The organism is Kitasatospora sp. A2-31, assembly GCF_022288725.1.
Taxonomy (GTDB): domain Bacteria; phylum Actinomycetota; class Actinomycetes; order Streptomycetales; family Streptomycetaceae; genus Kitasatospora.
The window spans coordinates 270532-287897 of record NZ_JAKNTA010000008.1 but is presented as its reverse complement, the minus strand read 5'-3'; the positions used below and the strand labels follow the sequence as shown (position 1 = coordinate 287897).

The window sequence follows — 17366 nt, the reverse complement described above, 5'->3', positions numbered from 1 at the left end:
GGGTCCGGCCCGGGCCCTTCCCGTCGTGGCACCGGCGGTCCGGCCGGCGCCGGGCGGCCCTTTGCGGCGCCGGCCGGACCGCCGGTGCTCAGCTCCGGGAGCGGCGGGCCCGCCGGATCGTCCGCTCGCCCTCCACCGGCTCCGCCAGCGGCCCCGCCACCAGTCGCGACAGCGCCGAGACGAAGGCCGCCCGTTCCGCGTCCGGCAGCGACTCCAGCACCTCACGGTGGACCCGGTCGGCGATCTCGGTGCCGCGCTCGACGGCCCGCTCGCCGGCCTCGGTCACCGAGACGATCCGGGCCCGGCGGTCGGTGGCGGACGGCCGGCGCTCGGCCAGGCCGGCCCGCTCCAGCTCGTCGACGGTGACGACCATCGTGGTCTTGTCCAGGTCGGCCAGCTCGGCCAGCTGGATCTGGGTGCGCTCGGCCTCCATCGCGTGGAACAGCACCGAGTACGCACGCGGGGTGATCCCCAGCCCGGTGAAGGCGGCCGCCATGCGGGTCGCCAGCACGTGGCTGGCGTGGTCGAGCAGACCGGAGACGTCGCGGAACTGGCGGACGGGGCGACTGGTCGTCATACGCACGAGCGTAGCAATGCCGTCCATCGGCAGATGATCCCGTGAACAACCATCTCCGCCGGGCCGGTCGGGCGGTGCCGTTACGGAATACCCAGTTCGAACAGGGCGTACCCGGCGTACCAGCCGGCCGCCACCGCCGGCATCGCGAAGAGGCCCGCCAGCGTGGGCGGCCGCAGCCGGCGCAGCGCGATCGCGAGACCGACGAAGAGCGGGAAGGCCGGCAGCAGGTAGCGCGAGATGTTGCCGAAGATCTGGTTGCTGCTGAGCGCGGTGAAGACGGTCAGCAGCGTGTAGACCACCAGCACCAGCGGCGGCCGGGTGCGCAGCAGCAGGACCAGCAGGCCGGGCAGGAGGATCAGCAGCGCCACCGCGATGAGGTCCGGCACGGGGTTGGACTGCCAGAAGTCCCAGTGCCCGGTGACGACGTCCAGGAAGGTGCGGGAGGTGGAGGCGCCCCAGTCGAAGTAGCGGTTCCAGGCGCCGCGCTGCAGCTTGAAGTAGCCGCCCCAGTCGCCCATCCGGTAGCCGACCCAGGCGACGTACCAGAGCAGGCCCCACGGGGTGATCAGCATCGCGGTCAGCGGGCGGGCGATGCCGTCCGTCCGCCGGACGAGCGCCACCAGCGCGGAGATCGAGACGGCCGCGATCACGGCCGCGGCGGTCGGGCGGTTGAGGCCGGCCGCCAGGGCGAGCGCCCCGGCCGCGACCCAGCGGTGCGTCATCACGCAGTAGCAGGCCCAGGCGGAGATCGCCACGAAGAGCGAGTCCGAGTAGACCGCCCACTCCACCCCCGAGCCGGGGAAGAGGCCCCAGATCACCGCGGCGATCACCCCGGCGCGGAAGCCGCCGAGCCGCTCGGCGATCGCGAAGATGCCGGCCGCAGCGACGAACGAGGCCAGCACCGAGACCAGGATCCCGGAACCATAGGGCCCGAGGCCGGTGACGGCGCCGACCAGACGCATCAGCCACGGGTAGAGCGGGAAGAAGGCGGCCGAGTTCTCGTAGTAGCTGGCCAGCGGGTAGCCGTGCAGCGGGATCAGCTGCGGGTCGTAGCCGTTCTCGGCGATCCGCTGGTACCAGACGCCGTCCCAGGTGCCGAGCACGTCCCACGGCCGGGCACCGCCGCCGCGGCCGACGTCCTTCTTCAGGAAGTCCCCGGTGTGCGAGAGCAGCAGCATGAAGACGGTCAGGCCGGTCGCCTTCACGACCGCGTACGCGCCGAGTGCGGGCGCGAAACGGTCCACGGCGGCGGAGAACCGGCCCTGCCGCTCGGCGCCCCCGGACCGCTCGGCGCGGTCGTCCGGCTCCGCGCTCGACGGCTCCGTACTCGGTGTGCTCGATGCCGTGGTCATCGCTCTGGACTCCCCGCCCCCGCTCGTGATCGGCGCGACCACGAACGGGCGGCCGCCGGGCGAGCCTACGACACCGGGGTCCGGCGGTACGCGTCAACCTTCCGTGCCGGGCTCCCCGAAGGAGTAGAGCCGGTGCAGGGCCTCGACCAGGGCGCGGCCCCGCGCGGTGAGGGCACGGCCGTCCGGTGCGGTGAGCGAGCGGCGGGCGACCAACCTGGCCAGCACCGCGCCCGGGTGGAGCACGGTGCCGTCCGGGGGCAGGTTGACCAGCACGGTCTCCTCGGGGCCGCACTCCAGCAGCCCGGCGGCGTCGCCCCGGCGGACCAGCACCCCCTCGCACAGCGCGTACGCCCCCGCCCGCGGCACCCGGACCGCCCGGGCCGGTCCGCCGGTGTGGCGGACGGTCAGCTGCACGCCGGACGCCGGGTCCGGATCGGGCTTGCCGAGGGTGGGCATTCCGTGCCGCTCCAGCACGTGCCGCACCTGGGTGGGCAGCCGGCCGTCCGGGCGCTCCAGCTCGATCTCGCCGAGCAGCCAGGTGGACCCCTGCATCCGGCAGTTGATCTCCAGGGCCAGCGCGCGGTCGCCGTCGAGGACGAAGTCGGCGCCGAAGACACCCCGGTAGCCGAGGCCGGCCAGGCCCCAGCCGATCCGCTCGGTGGCCTCCAGGCACCGGCCCAGGGCGCGCGGGGAGAGCCGCTCCGGGGCCTCGAAGTCGCAGCCGGCGTACTGGCCGAAGCCGGCGCCCGCCTCGGCGACCCCGATCAGCTGGAGCGAGGGCCGCAGCACCTGCGGCAGGCCGTCCAGCCCGACGAAGCCGTGCACGTTGAGCGCGGTGTCGCCGACGTACTCGCTGACCAGCCAGCGCTCGCGCTCGGGCAGCACGGCGGCGTCGTCGGCGCCCCGGACGAGGTGGGTGCCGTTGCCGCCGGAGCCGCGTGGCGACTGGGCGACGTAGAGCGCACCGAAGCGGTCGCGGAGCACCCGGTGGTCGGGCCGGCCGGACAGCACCGTGCTGTCGGGTGCCGGCACGCCGAGGTGCTCGAACCAGGCGCGCATGGCGACCTTGTCCACCAGGACGTCGGAGTCGGCGGTGGGCGGCGGCACCAGCAGCCGGGCACCGGTGGCCCTCACGGCGGCGGTCCACTGCTCGCGCTGGCTGCCGTAGCCGGCCAGCCGCAGCTCGCGGCCGCGCCAGCGGGTACCGACCAGCCTGGGCAGCCGGCCTGCCACGCCGTCCAGCCCGGGCCCTCCCGGTCCGCCGTCGCGGCTGCCGGACCACTCCTCCTGCGCGTGCAGCTCCACCCCGAACCGCGCGCCCCAGCCGGCGTCCGCCGCCTCGCTGGAGAGCAGCGCGGCCAGGGCGCCGGTGCGGAGCAGTGGCAGCAGGTACAGCGGCCGGGAGACGATCCCGAGGTGTGCGCCCGGGCGAAGCATCCGCCCGGCGTCCTCCAGAGTGGCGATCACCCGATGGATTATGCACCCGGGGACGACCCGGGATTTCCACCAAGGCCTCTGCAGCGCAAAGAATCTGACGATGCCTTAGAATCCGCCGCCGGGTGGCCGCCCCGGAGCGGGAACACCACGCACAAAGCGGAGAGCCGCCGCCCCGCACCCCAGGAGGGAAGCGCGGGGCGGCGGCTCGCGCCGGCCGAACCGGGCGCAGATCAGCCCGCGTTGACGCAGTGGTTGCCGAACGCGGGGTTCAGCAGACCGATCACGTTGATCGTGTTGCCGCACAGGTTGACCGGGACGTGCACCGGAACCTGGATCTGGTTGCCGGAGATGACACCGGGGGAACCCGCGGCGACACCCTCGGCGCCCGAGCTGGCCATCGCGGTGCCGGCACCGGCCGCCACGATGCCTACCACGGCGGCACCGACGGCGGCCGTCTTCTTGATGCTCATAGGAGCCTCCTGACTCATCGACAGATATGCACGGGGAGTGCGACATCTAGAACGACACCCGCCCGACCCGGTTGCGACGACCTGCCCTTTGTCACCCAACCGGCCTAACGCGAGGTCCGCCAGGCATTCGGGTGATCACAGGACCCGACCGTTTCCCTCCGGGCCCGGCCTCGTTCTCCCTGTCGGAACACGCTCCACCGGGCCCCACCGGGCCCCACCCGTTCCACCAGGCTCCACCGGGCCCCACGGGGCTCCCTAGACGAATCGAGTACCGCACATGCGCAAGCTCGCCCACGGCGTCCTCGGCACTGCGGCCTCCGCCGCGCTGCTGGTCGCCGGCGCCGGTGCCGCCTCCGCCCACCACGCGCACGGCGCCTCGGCCGAGGGTGTCGCGGCCGGCTCGCCCGGCGTGGCCTCGGGCAACGAGGTCCAGGTGCCGCTGCACATCCCGGTGAACCTGTGCGGGAACTCGATCGACGTGGTCGGCGCCCTGAACCCGGCGTTCGGCAACCACTGCACCAGCGCCTGACCCGGCTCGACCGGCGACCCGGCCACGCCGCCGGCCGCCCTCGATCCCGGGACATCCGCCGCCGGTCCGAGCCCATCCGGAATTGCTCCCGGTCGCGCGTCTGAACGAATTGCCCCCGGCCGTGCGGGAACAATTCGCGACGCGCGGTTCCGCGGCCGCGTCCGTCGTCCAAGCCACGGGCGACACGCGCCACTTGGGCCGCCAGAGTGACAATCACGGCATTTCCAGAAGCCAGCGGGCGATGATTTCCTTTCGCCCGGCTCCCGACTATTTCCAATTTCGGTCGGGCAGAAAACGGAGGAAGAACCCAACATGCGTAACCTCAAGAAGGCCGCCGCCCTGTCCCTCGCCACCGCCGGCCTGGTCGTCGGTGCCGCCGGCGGCGCGTTCGCCAGCTCCGGCGCCGAGGGCGTCGCCGCCGGCTCCCCCGGTGTGCTCTCCGGCAACCAGATCCAGATCCCGGTGCACATCCCGGTCAACGTCTGCGGCAACTCCATCGGGATCGTCAGCATCCTGAACCCGGCGTTCGGCAACCACTGCGCCAACATCGGCTGATCCGGCCGTCGCCGCACCGGCGACAGCCGGCTCACCGAGTCCGTGCCGCACCCCGCCGCCGGCGGGGTGCGGCCCGCTCAACCCGTGTGTGATCGAGGAGATCAACCCCCATGCAGAACGTGAAGAAGGCCGCCGTCCTCTCCGCCGCCGCTGCCGGCCTGGTGCTGGGCGCTGCGGGTTCCGCCGCCGCCAGCGCCGGCGCCGAGGGCGTCGCCGCCGGCTCCCCCGGTGTGCTCTCCGGCAACCAGCTCCAGGTGCCGGTGCACATCCCCGTCAACCTGTGCGGCAACTCCGTCGACGTGATCGGTGCCCTGAACCCGGCGTTCGGCAACAGCTGCGCCAACGTGGAGGCGCACCCGCACGCGCACCACGACGCGGACGACTGCTGATCCCCGGTCGGCACGCGTTTCGGCCGAACTGCCCCCCGACCAGCCGGCCGGGGGGCAGTTCGGCATCCCCGGGCGCAGACCGGACGCCCGGCGACCCGAACCCCGAAGGGTGATTCCGCATGGTTTCGAAGAAGAGCGGGGCCGGCGTCGCCGCCGCCCTGGGCGCCGCGATGCTGCTCGGCGCCGGTGCGGGCACGGCGCACGCGGCACCGGCCGAGGGCGGCGCCAGCCTGGCCAAGACCGACGTCGCCCAGGCGCTGGGCGGCACGACCGCCGGCCTCGGCTACGGCATCGCACCGGTGAAGGACCTGCGCCTGGACCCGTGGGCCAACTCCTCGGCCGACGTGCTCAACAACGGCGCCACCGTCCAGCCGGACAACTCCGGCCTGGCGCCGGTCTCCACCGGAACGCTGACCGGGCCGCTGAGCGCCGGTGGCGGGCCGCGGGACCTCCCGGTCGTCGGGCAGCTGCTCGGCGCGCTGCCGGGCTGAGCCGGCGGGCGCACGCGCGGGAGCCCGGCACCCCTTCCGGTGGAGGGGTGCCGGGCTCCCGCACTGCCGGGGCCGGTCGGCGCGCTCCCGCCCGTCCGCGTCGGCACGGCGCGGCGGATGGGATCGGAGCCGGGCTCAGAGCTGGGCGAGCCCGGCCAGGCCGGTCTGCTGCACCACGCCGGTGGTGGTCGCCGTGGTGGTCTCGGCGAGGTTCCCCACCGAGTCGGTGACGGAGATCCGCTCGTCCTCGTTGCCCAGGGTCGCCTTGGCGCCCGGCACCGCCTGCACCGCGCCGGTGATCAGCCGCGGGTCGACCTCGTCCACCTTGAGCGCGCCGGCGGCCAGCTGGCCGGTGCCGTCCTGGGCCAGCGCGAGCGGCTTGCCGAGGCCGACGCCGGGGGTGTCGGCGTGCAGCGGCGCGGCGGGGGCGTCCAGCAGCAGCTCGCCGAGGTCGGCGCCCTGGTCGACCAGCGGCAGCGGCAGCTCCGCCTTGGCGCTCGGGCCCACCTTGCCGGTGCCGAGCGCGGGCACCAGCCGGTCCGGTAGCAGCGCGTCGCCGCTGGTGCGGCCCGGCACCGGCGGCATCACCAGGGAGGTCGGGATGCCGCCGGAGATCCGGCTGTCCAGCGGCGCGAGCGGCACGTCGAGCGGGACCTGCTGGGTGCCCAGCCGGTCCTCCAGAGCCCCGACCTGGTCAGGGCCGACCGCGGCGGCGGAGGCCGCCCCGGGGGACGCGAGCACGCCCGCACCGACCGCCAGCAGCATCGCGCCGGCCCGCTTGGAGAACTTCATGCTTTTCACCGTTCTGCCTGTCCGTACTGGAGTCCTGGGGGGTCGGCTGCGCGGGCGCAGCCGGAAAGCAATCTGTCTCAACGATCCATCGGGAGCCCGGATTGCGGGCGTTAACCGGTTCGGCCTAATAATCCGACCGGAAACCCCCCGTCGTCGCGCCTCCAGGGGTGTTTTCAAAATTCCGCGTAACCTTCCGTGCCGTCATTCTTTGATCTGAGCGTCAGTGACCGCAGACCGGGTCTGAGCGTTGTACGCGTTGTACGCACGGAAACCAAGAGCTTTTCAGAGAGGGATCTCCCCATGATCCAGAAGTCCTTCGCCGCCGCCGGCCTGGCCGTCGCCGCGCTGGCCGCCGCCGCGGCGCCGGCCTCGGCCATCGCGGACTCGGACGGCTCCGCCGCGTCCCTCCAGGGCAACGGCGGCACCAACTTCACCGGCACCGTCGGTGACAACAGCCCGAACTTCCACTTCCTGGACAACGCGAACGTCTGCCTCCCGGAGATCCACAACATCGCCGTCGGCGTGCTCGGTGTGGCCGTCCCGGTCGAGGTCCCGATCGCCAACAGCGGTGGCAAGCAGTACTGCACCCAGGGTCAGGGCACCCAGAGCAAGGGCGACGCCGGCGTCTCCCACCTGATCGGCTGACCCCCACCAGCTGCGCCACCCCCCGAACCACCCTTCGAATCGCTCCCCGATTCACCCCTCGAGAGGAAACCCAGAAATGATCAAGAAGACCCTCGCCGCCGCCGGCCTGGCCGCCGCCGCCATCGCGATGTCCGCCGGCTCGGCTTCCGCCATCGCCGACTCGGACGGCTCGGCCGTGTCCGCCCAGGGCAACGGCGGCACCAACCAGACCGGCACCCACGGCAACGGCAGCCCGAACTTCCACACCCTGGACAACGCGAACATCTGCCTGCCCGAGGTGCACAACATCGCGGTCGCCGTCGTCGGTGTCGCGGTCCCGGTCGAGGTTCCGATCCTCAACAGCACCCCGAAGCAGATCTGCAACGTCGGCCAGAACACCCAGTCCTCGGGCGACGCGGGTGTCTCGCACCTGATCGGCTGATCCAGGGGCATGGCGCGGTCGGAGGGCCCGGGGACGTGTCCCCGGGCCCTCCGGGCTTCGGTGCGATCGACTGTCCGGCCGGACCGTCCCGAACGGGCGCGGACCGGCCGGGTGACAGGCCGTCGGGAGCGGCGCGTGGGGTGCCGCGGCCGACGGCAGCGTGTGTTCACGTGATCAGTGAGAGCGCTCCGACCGAGCGCTCCGGACGAGAGGGCAGATCCATGAAGAGCAAGCTGGGCAAGGTCGCGCTGACCGCCTTCGGCGCGCTGGCGCTGGCGGGCGTCGCCACCCCGGCGTTCGCGCACGTCGGCCTGGTCGGCGGCGGCGAGTTCGTCGCCTCGGCCGACCCGGTCTTCGCGGCCGGCGAGTGGTGGGGCCTCGCCCACACCTCGAACATCCACACCGGTGCCCACGGCTGGGGCGCCGCCACCTCCACCGACGCGGTCGGCGGCGAGGAGGGCTTCGCCCACGTCGGCTGACGCCGGGCGAACGACGGAGGCCGGGCCCCAGGGGGCCCGGCCTCCGTCGTTCCCACTGCGCCTCAGAGCATCCCGGCGGCTTCGAGGGCCCAGTAGGTGAGGATCTGCTGGGCGCCGGCGCGGCGGATCGAGGTGAGCGTCTCCAGGATCATCCGGTCCCGGTCGATCCAGCCGTTGGCCGCGGCGGCCTCGACCATCGCGTACTCGCCGGAGACCTGGTAGGCCGCCACGGGCACCGGCGAGGCGTCGGCCACCTGGCGCAGGATGTCCAGGTAGGCCATGGCCGGCTTCACCATGACCAGGTCCGCGCCCTCGGCGAGGTCCTGCTCCAGCTCGCGCAGCGCCTCCCGGGCGTTCGCCGGGTCCTGCTGGTAGGTCTTGCGGTCGCCCTTCAGCGAGGAGCCGACCGCCTCGCGGAACGGGCCGTAGAACGCCGAGGCGTACTTGGCGGTGTAGGCGAGGATGCCCACGTCCTGGTGCCCCGCCTCGTCCAGCGCCCGGCGGACGACGGCGATCTGGCCGTCCATCATCCCGGACGGGCCGACCAGGTGGACGCCGGCGTCGGCCTGCACCCGGGCCATCTCCGCGTAGCGCTCGAGCGTCGCGTCGTTGTCCACGCTGCCGTCCGCGGCCAGCACACCGCAGTGGCCGTGGTCGGTGTACTCGTCCAGGCAGAGGTCGGACATCACCACCAGGGCGTCGCCGACCTCGGAGACCACGTCGCGGATCGCCTGCTGCAGGATGCCGTCCGGGTTGGTGCCCTCGCTACCCACCGCGTCCTGCACCGCCGGGACGCCGAACAGCATGACCCCGCCCAGGCCCGCCTCGGCGGCCTCGACCACGGCCTTGCGCAGGGTGTCGCGGGTGTGCTGGACCACGCCGGGCATCGACGTCACCGGCACCGGCTCGCTGACGCCCTCGCGGACGAACAGCGGCAGGACCAGCTCCGCCGGGTGCAGCCGGGTCTCGGCGACCAGGCGGCGCATCGCCGGGCTCCGGCGCAGCCGGCGGGGGCGAACGTACGGGAATTCAGCGGACACGGCTTCTCTCTCCGAACGGTTGTGCAGACCCGGGGGCGGCGGGCGGGCCGCCCCCGGTCTGGGTGCTTCTCGGCCGGGGCCTCAGCGGGCCTTGCGGCGCGAGCCGGGACGGCGCTCGCTGGGCCGGTAGACCGGCTCGCCGGCCGCGGTGGCGGTGTCGCGGCGCTTGGCCCCGAAGTCTGCCAGCGCCTGGGCCAGCGCGGCCGCCGACGGGGCCGGGGCCATCACGTCGACCCGCAGGCCGTGCTCCTCGGCGGTCTTGGCGGTGGCCGGGCCGATGCAGGCGATCACGGTCACGTTGTGCGGCTTGCCCGCGATGCCGACCAGGTTCCGCACGGTCGAGGACGAGGTGAAGAGCACCGCGTCGAAGCCGCCGCCCTTGATCGCCTCCCGGGTCTCGGCCGGCGGGGGCGAGGCGCGCACCGTCCGGTACGCCGTCACGTCGTCGACCTCCCAGCCCAGCTCGACCAGGCCGGCCACCAGGGTCTCGGTGGCGATGTCGGCGCGCGGCAGCAGCACCCGGTCGATCGGGTCGAACACCGGGTCGTACGGCGGCCAGTCCTCCAGCAGGCCGGCGGCGGACTGCTCGCCGGACGGCACCAGGTCCGGCTTCACACCGAAGTCGACCAGCGCCTGCGCGGTCGTCTCGCCGACCGCGGCGACCTTGATCCCGGCGAAGGCCCGGGCGTCCAGGCCGTACTCCTCGAACTTCTCCCGGACGGCCCGCACCGCGTTCACCGAGGTGAAGGCGATCCACTCGTAGCGGCCGGTGACCAGGCCCTTGATCGCCCGCTCCATCTGCTGCGGGGTGCGCGGCGGCTCGACCGCGATGGTGGGCACCTCCTGCGGCACCGCGCCGTAGGAGCGGAGCTGCTCGGACAGGCCGGTGGCCTGCTCCTTGGTCCGCGGCACCAGCACGTTCCAGCCGAACAGCGGCTTGGTCTCGAACCAGGAGTGCGAGGCGCGGTGGGCGACCTGCTCACCGACCACGGCTATCACCGAGGTCGCCGGGTCCACCGGGGCGGAGACCGGGGAGGGCAGCACCCGGGCCGCCTTCAGGTCGGCCGCGATGGTGGCCAGGGTGGCGGTGAAGGTCCGCTGCCGGGTGGTGGTGCCGGAGAGCGTGGCGCTGAGCGCGGAGTCCGGCTTGCGGCCGTTGGAGACCAGCGCGTTGGCGGTGGCCGGCAGCTGGCCCAGCGTGGTGCGGACGACCAGGGTGGTCTCCGGCGCGCCCAGGTCGACCGGGCTGCCGGCGAGCAGCGCGCCGCCGTCCACGAACCGGACGTCGGCACCGCCGGTGCCCCGCAGCGGCACACCCGCGTAGGCCGGTACGCCGACCGACTGGGCGACGCCCGGGATCACCTCGAAGGCGATGCCGTCGCCGGCGCAGCTGAGCATCTCCTCGGCGGCGCAGCCGTCCAGGCCGGGGTCGCCGTCGACGGTGCGGACCACGTGCTTGCCGCTGCGGACGGCCTCGGCGACCAGCTTGGCCAGGTCGAAGTCGGCGCCCTCGGCGGTGGTGGTGTGCACCTGCACGCCGGCCGGACAGTGGCTGCGCACGGCGGCCGCGGTCAGCGGGTCGGCGATCAGGACGTCGGCCGAGGCCAGCACCTCGACCGCACGCAGGGTCAGCAGGCCCGGGTCCCCGGGGCCCGCGCCCAGGAAGGTGCACCGGCCGGCGGCGGCCGGTGCACCCGGGAACGGGCTGTCGGCCGGGTAGGGGGTGTCGGTGGCGGTCGTGGGGCTCATCGGGCTCGCTCCCCCATGAGGGCGGCCGCGCCCGCGTCGAGCAGCCGGGCGGCAAGGGCGTGGCCGAGGGCGGCCGCCTGCTGCTCGGCGGTCTCGTCGAGGACGATCGGACCGTGGGCGGACATCTTCAGCAGGGTGGCGCCGTCGGTGGTGCCGACCACGCCCTCCAGCCGCAGTTCGTGCTGGTGACCCCAGGTGGCCAGGCCGGCGACCGGTGCGGAGCAGCCGGCCTCCAGGGCGGCCAGCAGGGCGCGCTCGGCGGCCACCGCGACCCGGGTGGGGGCGTGGTCGAGGGCGGCGAGCGCAGCGGCCAGGGAGGGGTCGGCGGTGGTGCACTCGATCGCGAGCGCGCCCTGGCCGGGGGCCGGGATCATCAGTTCCGGGTCGAGGTGCTCGGTGACCTCGGCCGCGCGGCCGAGCCGGTTCAGGCCGGCGGTGGCCAGCACCACCGCGTCCAGCCCGCCGGCGGCGACGAAGCCGATCCGGGTGTCCACGTTGCCGCGGATCGCGACCGTCTCGATCTGGGCGCCCCGGGCGCGGGCCCAGGCGTTCAGCTGGGCCATCCGGCGCGGCGAGCCGGTCCCGATCCGGGCGGCGCGGCCGGCGCCGGCCAGCTTCTCGGCCAGCTCCTCCAGGGTCAGTCCCTCGCACGCCACCAGGGCGTCGCGGACGTCCTCGCGCTCGGGCACGGCGGCCAGCACCAGGCCCGCGGGCTCGGCGGTGGGCAGGTCCTTCAGCGAGTGCACGGCGAAGTCGATCCGGCCCTCCAGGAGCGCGTCGCGCAGGGCGGAGACGAACACGCCGGTGCCGCCGATCTGCGCCAGCGCCTCCCGGGAGGTGTCGCCGTAGGTGGTGATCTCCACCAGCTCGACGGGGCGCCCGGTGAGCCGGGTCACCTCGCGGGCGACCATGCCCGACTGGGCCATGGCGAGCGCGCTGCGCCGGGTGCCGAGCCGCAGCGGAGCGGTGTCGGCCGGAGCCTGGTCGGTGAGCGGTTGACCATTCATGAGGTGATCGTCCCGGTGGTACTCGTGGGATGGCTGACGGTTCATCTGGCGCCCCCGCCCGAGGGCTGGGTGCCGATCGGGGTGCCGGAGACCGCGTGCACGGCCGCCGGGTCGAGGTCGAACAGCTCGCGCAGGGCGTCCGCGTAGGAGGCCCCGCCGGGCTCGGCGGCGAGCTGCTTCACCCGCACGGTCGGCGCGTGCAGCAGTTTGTCGACGACCCGGCGGACGGTCTGGGTGATCTCGGCGCGGGAGCGGTCGTCCAGGCCGGGCAGCCGGGAGTCGAGGCGGCCCAGCTCGGCGGCGACCACCTCGGAGGCCATCGCCCGCAGGGCGACCACGGTCGGCGCGATCCGGGCGGCCCGCTGGGCGGCGCCGAAGGCCGCGACCTCGTCGGCCACGATGCCGGTGACCGCGTCGACGTCCCCGGCGCCGGGGCTGGCGGCGTGGGCGTGCGACAGGCTCTCCAGGTCGACCAGGAGCGCGCCCGGCAGCTCGTGCACCGCGTGGTCGACGTCGCGCGGCATGGCGAGGTCGAGCAGGGCGAGCGGGGTGGCGGCCGTGCGGCTCGCGACGGCGGCCGCCACGTCCTCGGCCCTGATCACCACGCCGGCCGCGCCGGTGCAGGAGATCACCAGATCGACGTCGGCCATGGCCTCGGGCACCTTGGCGAGCTCGACGGTGCGCGCGACGTCGGCGCCGAGGATCTCGACCAGGCGCTCGGCGCGCTCCGGGGTCCGGTTGGCGATCAGCAGGTCGGTCACGCCGGAGCGGACCAGGGTGGCGGCGGCCAGCGAGCTCATCGAGCCGGCGCCGACCACCAGGGCCCGCTTGCCCGCGATCTCGCCCGCGCCGGCCGCGACCTGCTCCAGGCCGAAGGTCACCAGGGACTGCCCGGCCTTGTCGATGCCGGTCTCGCTGTGCGCGCGCTTGCCGACCCGCAGGGCCTGCTGGAACAGCTCGTTCAGGCCGCGGCCGGCGGTGTGCTCGTCCTGCGCGGTGGCCAGCGCGTCGCGCAGCTGCCCGAGGATCTGGCCCTCGCCGACCACCATCGAGTCCAGGCCGCAGGCCACCGAGAAGAGGTGGTGGACGGCACGGTCCTCGTAGTGCACGTAGAGGTGGGAGGTCAGCTCCTCCAGGTCCACCCCGCTGTGGTGGGCCAGCAGCAGCGACAGCTCGGCGACGCCGGCGTGGAACTTGTCCACGTCCGCGTAGAGCTCGATCCGGTTGCAGGTGTTCAGCAGCGCCGCCTCGGCGACGGTCGCGGTGGCCGCGGCGTCGTGCAGCAGCCGGGTCGGGGCCTCACCGGTCAGGGCGGCGCGCTCCAGCACGCCGACCGGGGCGGTGCGATGGCTCAGTCCAACGACGAGAAGGCTCACGCCCGCCCCCAGGTGCCACGGATCTCGGTGCTCATGCCGGCATCACCGCGGAGAGCTCGCCCTCGCCGCCCTTGCCGGGCTTGGTCGTCCCCGGGTCGGCGTCCTTGGGCGCGGGCTCGACCGCGCGGGCCTTGCCGTTGCCGCCGCCGGCCGCCCGGCGCAGCTTGGCCGCGGCCGCCCGGACCGGGCCGGGGGCGCGGTCGAGCACGGACTCGGTGCGGTCCGGCTCGTCGCCGGCCTTGCGCTGCTCGTGGAAGGCCAGGATCTGCAGCTCGATGGAGAGGTCCACCTTGCGCACGTCCACGCCGTCGGGGACGGTCAGCACGGTCGGGGCGAAGTTGAGGATGCTGGTGACACCGGCCTCGACCAGCCGGTCGCAGACCTGCTGGGCGGCGCCCGGCGGGGTGGTGATCACGCCGATCGAGACGTGCTGGCTCTCCACGATGGACTCCAGTTCGTCCATGTGGCGCACCGGGAGGCCCGCTGCGCTGGTGCCGACCACGGCCGGGTCGGCGTCCAGCAGGGCGGCTACCCGGAACCCGCGGGAGGCGAACCCGCCGTAGTTGGCGAGCGCGTGGCCGAGGTTCCCGATGCCGACGATGACGACCGGCCAGTCCTGGGTGAGGCCCAGTTCGCGGGAGATCTGGTAGACGAGGTACTCGACGTCGTAGCCGACACCGCGGGTGCCGTAGGAGCCGAGGTAGGAGAAGTCCTTGCGGAGCTTCGCGGAGTTCACGCCCGCGGCGGCCGCCAGCTCCTCCGAGGAGACGGTCGGCACCGAGCGCTCGGAGAGCGCGGTGAGAGCCCGCAGGTAGAGGGGCAGGCGGGCGACGGTCGCCTCCGGGATGCCCCGGGCACGCGAGGGTCGGCGCGCGGCGCCCTGGTCGGGCGTCTGCGAACTGCTCTGTGGTGATCGGCCGATTGCCACGGTGCTCCTGTGGGTGAAGCTGGGCTTTGGCAGCCAGGCTATGCGTTTGTGAACGTGTGCACAAAGATGGTGTCCGATTTGTCCCCGCACAGTGATGCGCATCACGCCGACGACCCCATAGCACCGGTCTCCTTCCGGACCTCCGCCGGGGGCCGCGACCGGGGCGGCCGAAGGCCGTACGCAGGGCTGCACGGGGACCCCTCCGGCGCCTGGCGCGGCTGCTCGACGGGCTCGCCGGAAGCGGGGCCGGACGCCTGCACCGGGAAGCCGGACAGCGGGCCGCCGTCCGGTGCGCCGACCGGCTCGGCCGTCGCACCGGTCTCGGAGTCCGGCCAGGGGTGCAGGCCGGGCAGCGGGTCGCGCCGCACCAGCAGCACCGGCTCGTCGGACGGGTGCGAGCGCGCCCGGCCCAGCTGCGGCCACGGCACCCGCGCCGCCTCGCGCAGCGGCACCGCCCAGTCGTCCGGCGGGCAGGACGCCGCCCCCGCGCAGTGCCGGAGCAGGTCGGCGGTGGCCCGGGCGTCACCGAGCGCGGTGTGCGCCGGGAACCGGCCGAGCCCGGCCGCCTCGACGCAGGCCGCCAGCCCGAAGCCGCGGGCCTGCGGCAGGTGGTCACGGGCCAGCCGCATGGTGCAGAGCAGCGGGACCGGCGGCAGCGCAACACCGATCCGCGCGAATTCGCGGTCGAGGAAGGCGTGGTCACAGGTGACGTGGTGCCCCACCAGCACCCGCCCGGCCAGCAGCTCCAGCAGCCGCGGGGCTATCTCGCGGAACCGGGGGGCGCCCTCGACGTCGGCCTGGGCTATCCGGTGCACATGGGTCGGGCCGACGGGGCCCAGCGGATCCAGCAGGGTGCAGAACTCGGCCTCCGGACGAAGCCGCTCGTCCAGCAGCACGACGGCCACCTCGACCACCCGGTGCCGCCACGGACTGCGGCCGGTCGCCTCCACGTCCACCACCGCGAAGCCCCCGGCCCCGGTCGGGGCGAGGGGCGTCCCTGGTGTCGGGCCGGGAAGCATGGCGGCACTCCTCGCGTGCTCAGCCCCCCACGGGCGCAAACGCGTTCGATCGTAAGCCGACGAACACCGGGCGCCCCAGACCGTGCACGCGATTCTTCACAACGATTCGGCGAACCGCCCCCGCCGGTCGGCGGGGTCGGCGGTGCCGCGCGCCGGCTCGCCGGGCCGGGGCCGAGGCGGGCCCCAGGCGTGCCGGACGGAACCCTAGGCGCCGAGGGCGGACCGCAGCCGGCGCTCGTCGACCCGCCAGAAGTCGTGCTGGCGGCCGTCGACCAGGGTCACCGGGATCTGCTCCCAGTACTTGCGGTACAGCTCCTCGTCCTGCGTGATGTCCTTCTCCTCGAAGGCCGCGCCCAGTTCCCCGGTCACCCGGACGATCACCTCCCGGGCGTCGTCGCACAGGTGGCAGCCCGGCTTGCCGACCAGGGTCACGGTCCGGTCGGACGGCTTCGGGCTCGGGTTCTTGTCACGTCGCAGCAGAGGACTCACCCGGCCATTGTGCGCCTGTTTACACCCGCGCCGGCGCCGCCCGGGGAGCTCCCGGCGGCCACGGACGGGCAGTGCGCTGTTCACTCCCCGGGCACGCCGCCGTCACGGCCCCTCCGTGCCCGGCTGGCTATGCTCGGTGCCATGGCCGTGCTCCGAAGGCTCACCCAGGCAAGGCGCCCCACCAGCGCGCAGACCGCCCTGGCGGGCGAGGCTGCGGCCGAGGCCGCGGAGGCCGCGCTGAAGGCCGACCCCGGCGCCCCGCCCGTCGGCCGGCGGACCGCACCCGCCGAGCAGGGCACCCCGCCCCAGGACGCCGCCGCCGGACGGGCCGGCACGCCCGAGCGGGCCGGCAAGGCCCCCAAGGCGCCCGCCGGGAACCACACCCCCGAGCCGGACGACCCGCGCGCCGCCGCCTTCTTCGACTGCGACAACACCATCCTGCGCGGCGCGGCGATCTTCTACCTCGGCGTCGGCCTCTACCGCCACGGCCTCCTCACCCGCCGCGACATCGCCCGGTTCGCCTGGCAGCAGGCGTGGTTCCGGCTGCACGGCACCGAGGACCCGGACCACATGGCCGACGCCCAGCACACCGCGCTCGGCCTGGTCGCCGGCAAGCGCACCGCCGACCTCGAAGCGCTCTGCGAGGAGGTCTTCGAGCAGGTCGTCGCGGACAAGATCTGGCCCGGCACCCGCGCCCTGGTCCAGATGCACCTGGACGCCGGCCAGCGGGTCTGGCTGGTGACGGCCGCTCCGCTGGAGGTGGCCCGGATCATCGCCCGGCGGCTCGGCATGACCGGCGCGCTCGGCACCGTCGCCGAGGCCCGTGACGGCGCCTACACCGGCCGGCTGGTCGGCGACCTGCTGCACGGGCCGGCCAAGGCGGCCGCCGTCCGGTCGCTGGCCCGCCGCGAGCGGCTCGACCTGGACCGCTGCGCCGCCTACAGCGACTCGGCCAACGACATCCCGATGCTCTCGCTGGTCGGCCACCCGTACGTGGTCAACCCGGACGGCGCACTGCGCCGGCACGCCCGGGCGCAGGGCTGGCGGGTGCGCGACTTCCGGACCGGGCGCAAGGCGGCCCGGGTGGGCCTGCCGGCGGCGGCCGCGCTCGGCGTGGCCGCGGGCGCGGCGGCGGCCGGGGTCGCGCTGCACCGCCGGCACCGCGCCTGACGCCGCGGGCCGTCGCCCGGCTGCCGCGGGCCGCTCCCGCACCGCTGCGGGCCACCGTCCGGCCGCGGCGGTCGGCGTCCCCTGCTCGGGTGACTACGCGTCAATCCGCACGCGTACCAGCCCGCTCGTACGGGCGAACCCGGGCATTCCGCGGACCCGCCCGACCGCTCTGACCGAACCTGTAAGCCGACGACCGGTTCTGATCGTTCGCCAGACCGGGGAAGTCGGGGGTTACCGAGGCCAACAGCGGGGAAACCGCCCGCCGGGCCACCGAATTGGTCACCCAGCGCACCCGTTCGATCACGTTGAGCCGGATGAACGATGACATCTTCGGTCAGTGTCGGCCGAATATGCATGCGATGCGGATCCCAAACGGCCACTTCGACCACACGGTGTAGCTGTCATTGCACAAAGCGTTATTCTCTCCTGGATGCACGTCACCCACCCGCCC

At 74.2% G+C, this 17366-nt stretch carries 20 protein-coding genes; 8 read left to right on the top strand and 12 right to left on the bottom strand.

Features of this window, described 5'->3' with window-relative positions:
* Positions 1 to 88 precede the first annotated feature (88 nt).
* The 4 genes from MCM47_RS23730 to MCM47_RS23715 all read right to left on the bottom strand — a co-directional run bounded on the left by MCM47_RS23730 (position 89) and on the right by MCM47_RS23715 (position 3836).
* Positions 89 to 577, bottom strand: a complete 489-nt coding sequence (locus tag MCM47_RS23730; RefSeq protein ID WP_238863703.1) for a MarR family winged helix-turn-helix transcriptional regulator — start codon at positions 575 to 577, stop codon at positions 89 to 91.
* Positions 578 to 657: 80 nt separating this feature from the next.
* Positions 658 to 1929, bottom strand: a complete 1272-nt coding sequence (locus MCM47_RS23725; RefSeq protein WP_238863702.1) for a hypothetical protein — start codon at positions 1927 to 1929, stop codon at positions 658 to 660.
* Positions 1930 to 2022: 93 nt separating this feature from the next.
* The gene (locus tag MCM47_RS23720; RefSeq protein ID WP_238863701.1) at positions 2023 to 3396 is read right to left on the bottom strand and encodes an ATP-grasp domain-containing protein; all 1374 of its coding nucleotides are present in this window, start codon (positions 3394 to 3396) and stop codon (positions 2023 to 2025) included.
* A 200-nt stretch (positions 3397 to 3596) separates the two neighbouring features.
* The gene (locus tag MCM47_RS23715; RefSeq protein ID WP_238863700.1) at positions 3597 to 3836 is read right to left on the bottom strand and encodes a chaplin; all 240 of its coding nucleotides are present in this window, start codon (positions 3834 to 3836) and stop codon (positions 3597 to 3599) included.
* A gap of 277 nt (positions 3837 to 4113) precedes the next feature.
* Between MCM47_RS23715 and MCM47_RS23710 the strand changes: the two genes are divergently transcribed.
* The 4 genes from MCM47_RS23710 to MCM47_RS23695 all read left to right on the top strand — a co-directional run bounded on the left by MCM47_RS23710 (position 4114) and on the right by MCM47_RS23695 (position 5800).
* The gene (locus tag MCM47_RS23710; RefSeq protein WP_238863699.1) at positions 4114 to 4365 is read left to right on the top strand and encodes a chaplin; all 252 of its coding nucleotides are present in this window, start codon (positions 4114 to 4116) and stop codon (positions 4363 to 4365) included.
* Positions 4366 to 4677: 312 nt separating this feature from the next.
* On the top strand, positions 4678 to 4920 hold the full coding sequence (locus MCM47_RS23705; protein ID WP_238863698.1) for a chaplin: 243 nt from the start codon (positions 4678 to 4680) through the stop codon (positions 4918 to 4920).
* Positions 4921 to 5030: 110 nt separating this feature from the next.
* Positions 5031 to 5309, top strand: a complete 279-nt coding sequence (locus MCM47_RS23700; protein ID WP_238863697.1) for a chaplin — start codon at positions 5031 to 5033, stop codon at positions 5307 to 5309.
* A gap of 119 nt (positions 5310 to 5428) precedes the next feature.
* Positions 5429 to 5800 (top strand): hypothetical protein, encoded by a 372-nt coding sequence (locus MCM47_RS23695; RefSeq protein WP_238863696.1) that lies wholly within the window; start codon positions 5429 to 5431, stop codon positions 5798 to 5800.
* Between the two features lie 135 nt (positions 5801 to 5935).
* Here the strand turns inward: MCM47_RS23695 and MCM47_RS23690 are convergent, their stop codons facing one another.
* Positions 5936 to 6592, bottom strand: coding sequence for a hypothetical protein (locus tag MCM47_RS23690; RefSeq protein ID WP_238863695.1), 657 nt, complete (start codon positions 6590 to 6592; stop codon positions 5936 to 5938).
* Between the two features lie 300 nt (positions 6593 to 6892).
* Here MCM47_RS23690 and MCM47_RS23685 point away from each other — a divergent pair, with 300 nt between their 5' ends.
* The 3 genes from MCM47_RS23685 to MCM47_RS23675 all read left to right on the top strand — a co-directional run bounded on the left by MCM47_RS23685 (position 6893) and on the right by MCM47_RS23675 (position 8137).
* The gene (locus MCM47_RS23685; RefSeq protein ID WP_238863694.1) at positions 6893 to 7237 is read left to right on the top strand and encodes a rodlet layer protein; all 345 of its coding nucleotides are present in this window, start codon (positions 6893 to 6895) and stop codon (positions 7235 to 7237) included.
* 76 nt (positions 7238 to 7313) lie between these two features.
* The gene (locus tag MCM47_RS23680; protein WP_238863693.1) at positions 7314 to 7658 is read left to right on the top strand and encodes a rodlet layer protein; all 345 of its coding nucleotides are present in this window, start codon (positions 7314 to 7316) and stop codon (positions 7656 to 7658) included.
* A gap of 221 nt (positions 7659 to 7879) precedes the next feature.
* Positions 7880 to 8137: a hypothetical protein gene (locus tag MCM47_RS23675; protein WP_238863692.1), complete on the top strand. Its 258-nt coding sequence runs from the start codon at positions 7880 to 7882 to the stop codon at positions 8135 to 8137.
* A 62-nt stretch (positions 8138 to 8199) separates the two neighbouring features.
* Here MCM47_RS23675 and hemB read toward each other — a convergent pair whose 3' ends face one another.
* The 7 genes from hemB to MCM47_RS23640 form a co-directional block, all read right to left on the bottom strand.
* Positions 8200 to 9177 (bottom strand): porphobilinogen synthase, encoded by a 978-nt coding sequence (hemB, locus tag MCM47_RS23670; RefSeq protein ID WP_308222422.1) that lies wholly within the window; start codon positions 9175 to 9177, stop codon positions 8200 to 8202.
* A gap of 81 nt (positions 9178 to 9258) precedes the next feature.
* Positions 9259 to 10926, bottom strand: coding sequence for a uroporphyrinogen-III synthase (locus MCM47_RS23665; protein WP_238863691.1), 1668 nt, complete (start codon positions 10924 to 10926; stop codon positions 9259 to 9261).
* A complete protein-coding gene (gene hemC / locus MCM47_RS23660; protein ID WP_238863690.1) occupies positions 10923 to 11933 on the bottom strand; it encodes a hydroxymethylbilane synthase in 1011 nt (336 codons plus the stop codon). The genes MCM47_RS23665 and hemC overlap by 4 nt, the downstream gene beginning before the upstream one ends.
* A gap of 41 nt (positions 11934 to 11974) precedes the next feature.
* Positions 11975 to 13309 carry a glutamyl-tRNA reductase gene (locus MCM47_RS23655; RefSeq protein ID WP_238863689.1) on the bottom strand — a complete coding sequence of 445 codons (1335 nt, stop codon included), beginning with the start codon at positions 13307 to 13309 and terminating at the stop codon, positions 11975 to 11977.
* Positions 13310 to 13340: 31 nt separating this feature from the next.
* Complete coding sequence (locus MCM47_RS23650; RefSeq protein ID WP_238863688.1) at positions 13341 to 14237, bottom strand: redox-sensing transcriptional repressor Rex; 897 nt, start codon at positions 14235 to 14237, stop codon at positions 13341 to 13343.
* A 101-nt stretch (positions 14238 to 14338) separates the two neighbouring features.
* The gene (locus tag MCM47_RS23645) at positions 14339 to 15256 is read right to left on the bottom strand and encodes a 3'-5' exonuclease (RefSeq protein ID WP_238863687.1); all 918 of its coding nucleotides are present in this window, start codon (positions 15254 to 15256) and stop codon (positions 14339 to 14341) included.
* Positions 15257 to 15460: 204 nt separating this feature from the next.
* The gene (locus MCM47_RS23640) at positions 15461 to 15745 is read right to left on the bottom strand and encodes a glutaredoxin family protein (protein ID WP_238863686.1); all 285 of its coding nucleotides are present in this window, start codon (positions 15743 to 15745) and stop codon (positions 15461 to 15463) included.
* A 141-nt stretch (positions 15746 to 15886) separates the two neighbouring features.
* Here MCM47_RS23640 and MCM47_RS23635 point away from each other — a divergent pair, with 141 nt between their 5' ends.
* Entirely contained in the window at positions 15887 to 16915 is a 1029-nt protein-coding gene (locus MCM47_RS23635) for an HAD family phosphatase (RefSeq protein WP_238863685.1), read from the top strand.
* Positions 16916 to 17366 lie beyond the last annotated feature (451 nt).

Excerpts from the sequence above, each read along its gene's own strand:
- MCM47_RS23730 (WP_238863703.1), bottom strand. The coding sequence starts at position 577 with ATGACGACCAGTCGCCCCGTCCGCCAGTTCCGCGACGTCTCCGGTCTG.
- MCM47_RS23725 (WP_238863702.1), bottom strand. The coding sequence starts at position 1,929 with ATGACCACGGCATCGAGCACACCGAGTACGGAGCCGTCGAGCGCGGAG.
- MCM47_RS23715 (WP_238863700.1), bottom strand. The coding sequence starts at position 3,836 with ATGAGCATCAAGAAGACGGCCGCCGTCGGTGCCGCCGTGGTAGGCATC.
- MCM47_RS23710 (WP_238863699.1), top strand. The coding sequence starts at position 4,114 with ATGCGCAAGCTCGCCCACGGCGTCCTCGGCACTGCGGCCTCCGCCGCG.
- MCM47_RS23705 (WP_238863698.1), top strand. The coding sequence starts at position 4,678 with ATGCGTAACCTCAAGAAGGCCGCCGCCCTGTCCCTCGCCACCGCCGGC.
- MCM47_RS23700 (WP_238863697.1), top strand. The coding sequence starts at position 5,031 with ATGCAGAACGTGAAGAAGGCCGCCGTCCTCTCCGCCGCCGCTGCCGGC.
- MCM47_RS23695 (WP_238863696.1), top strand. The coding sequence starts at position 5,429 with ATGGTTTCGAAGAAGAGCGGGGCCGGCGTCGCCGCCGCCCTGGGCGCC.
- MCM47_RS23690 (WP_238863695.1), bottom strand. The coding sequence starts at position 6,592 with ATGAAGTTCTCCAAGCGGGCCGGCGCGATGCTGCTGGCGGTCGGTGCG.
- MCM47_RS23685 (WP_238863694.1), top strand. The coding sequence starts at position 6,893 with ATGATCCAGAAGTCCTTCGCCGCCGCCGGCCTGGCCGTCGCCGCGCTG.
- MCM47_RS23680 (WP_238863693.1), top strand. The coding sequence starts at position 7,314 with ATGATCAAGAAGACCCTCGCCGCCGCCGGCCTGGCCGCCGCCGCCATC.
- MCM47_RS23675 (WP_238863692.1), top strand. The coding sequence starts at position 7,880 with ATGAAGAGCAAGCTGGGCAAGGTCGCGCTGACCGCCTTCGGCGCGCTG.
- MCM47_RS23665 (WP_238863691.1), bottom strand. The coding sequence starts at position 10,926 with ATGAGCCCCACGACCGCCACCGACACCCCCTACCCGGCCGACAGCCCG.
- hemC (WP_238863690.1), bottom strand. The coding sequence starts at position 11,933 with ATGAATGGTCAACCGCTCACCGACCAGGCTCCGGCCGACACCGCTCCG.
- MCM47_RS23645 (WP_238863687.1), bottom strand. The coding sequence starts at position 15,256 with ATGCTTCCCGGCCCGACACCAGGGACGCCCCTCGCCCCGACCGGGGCC.
- MCM47_RS23635 (WP_238863685.1), top strand. The coding sequence starts at position 15,887 with ATGGCCGTGCTCCGAAGGCTCACCCAGGCAAGGCGCCCCACCAGCGCG.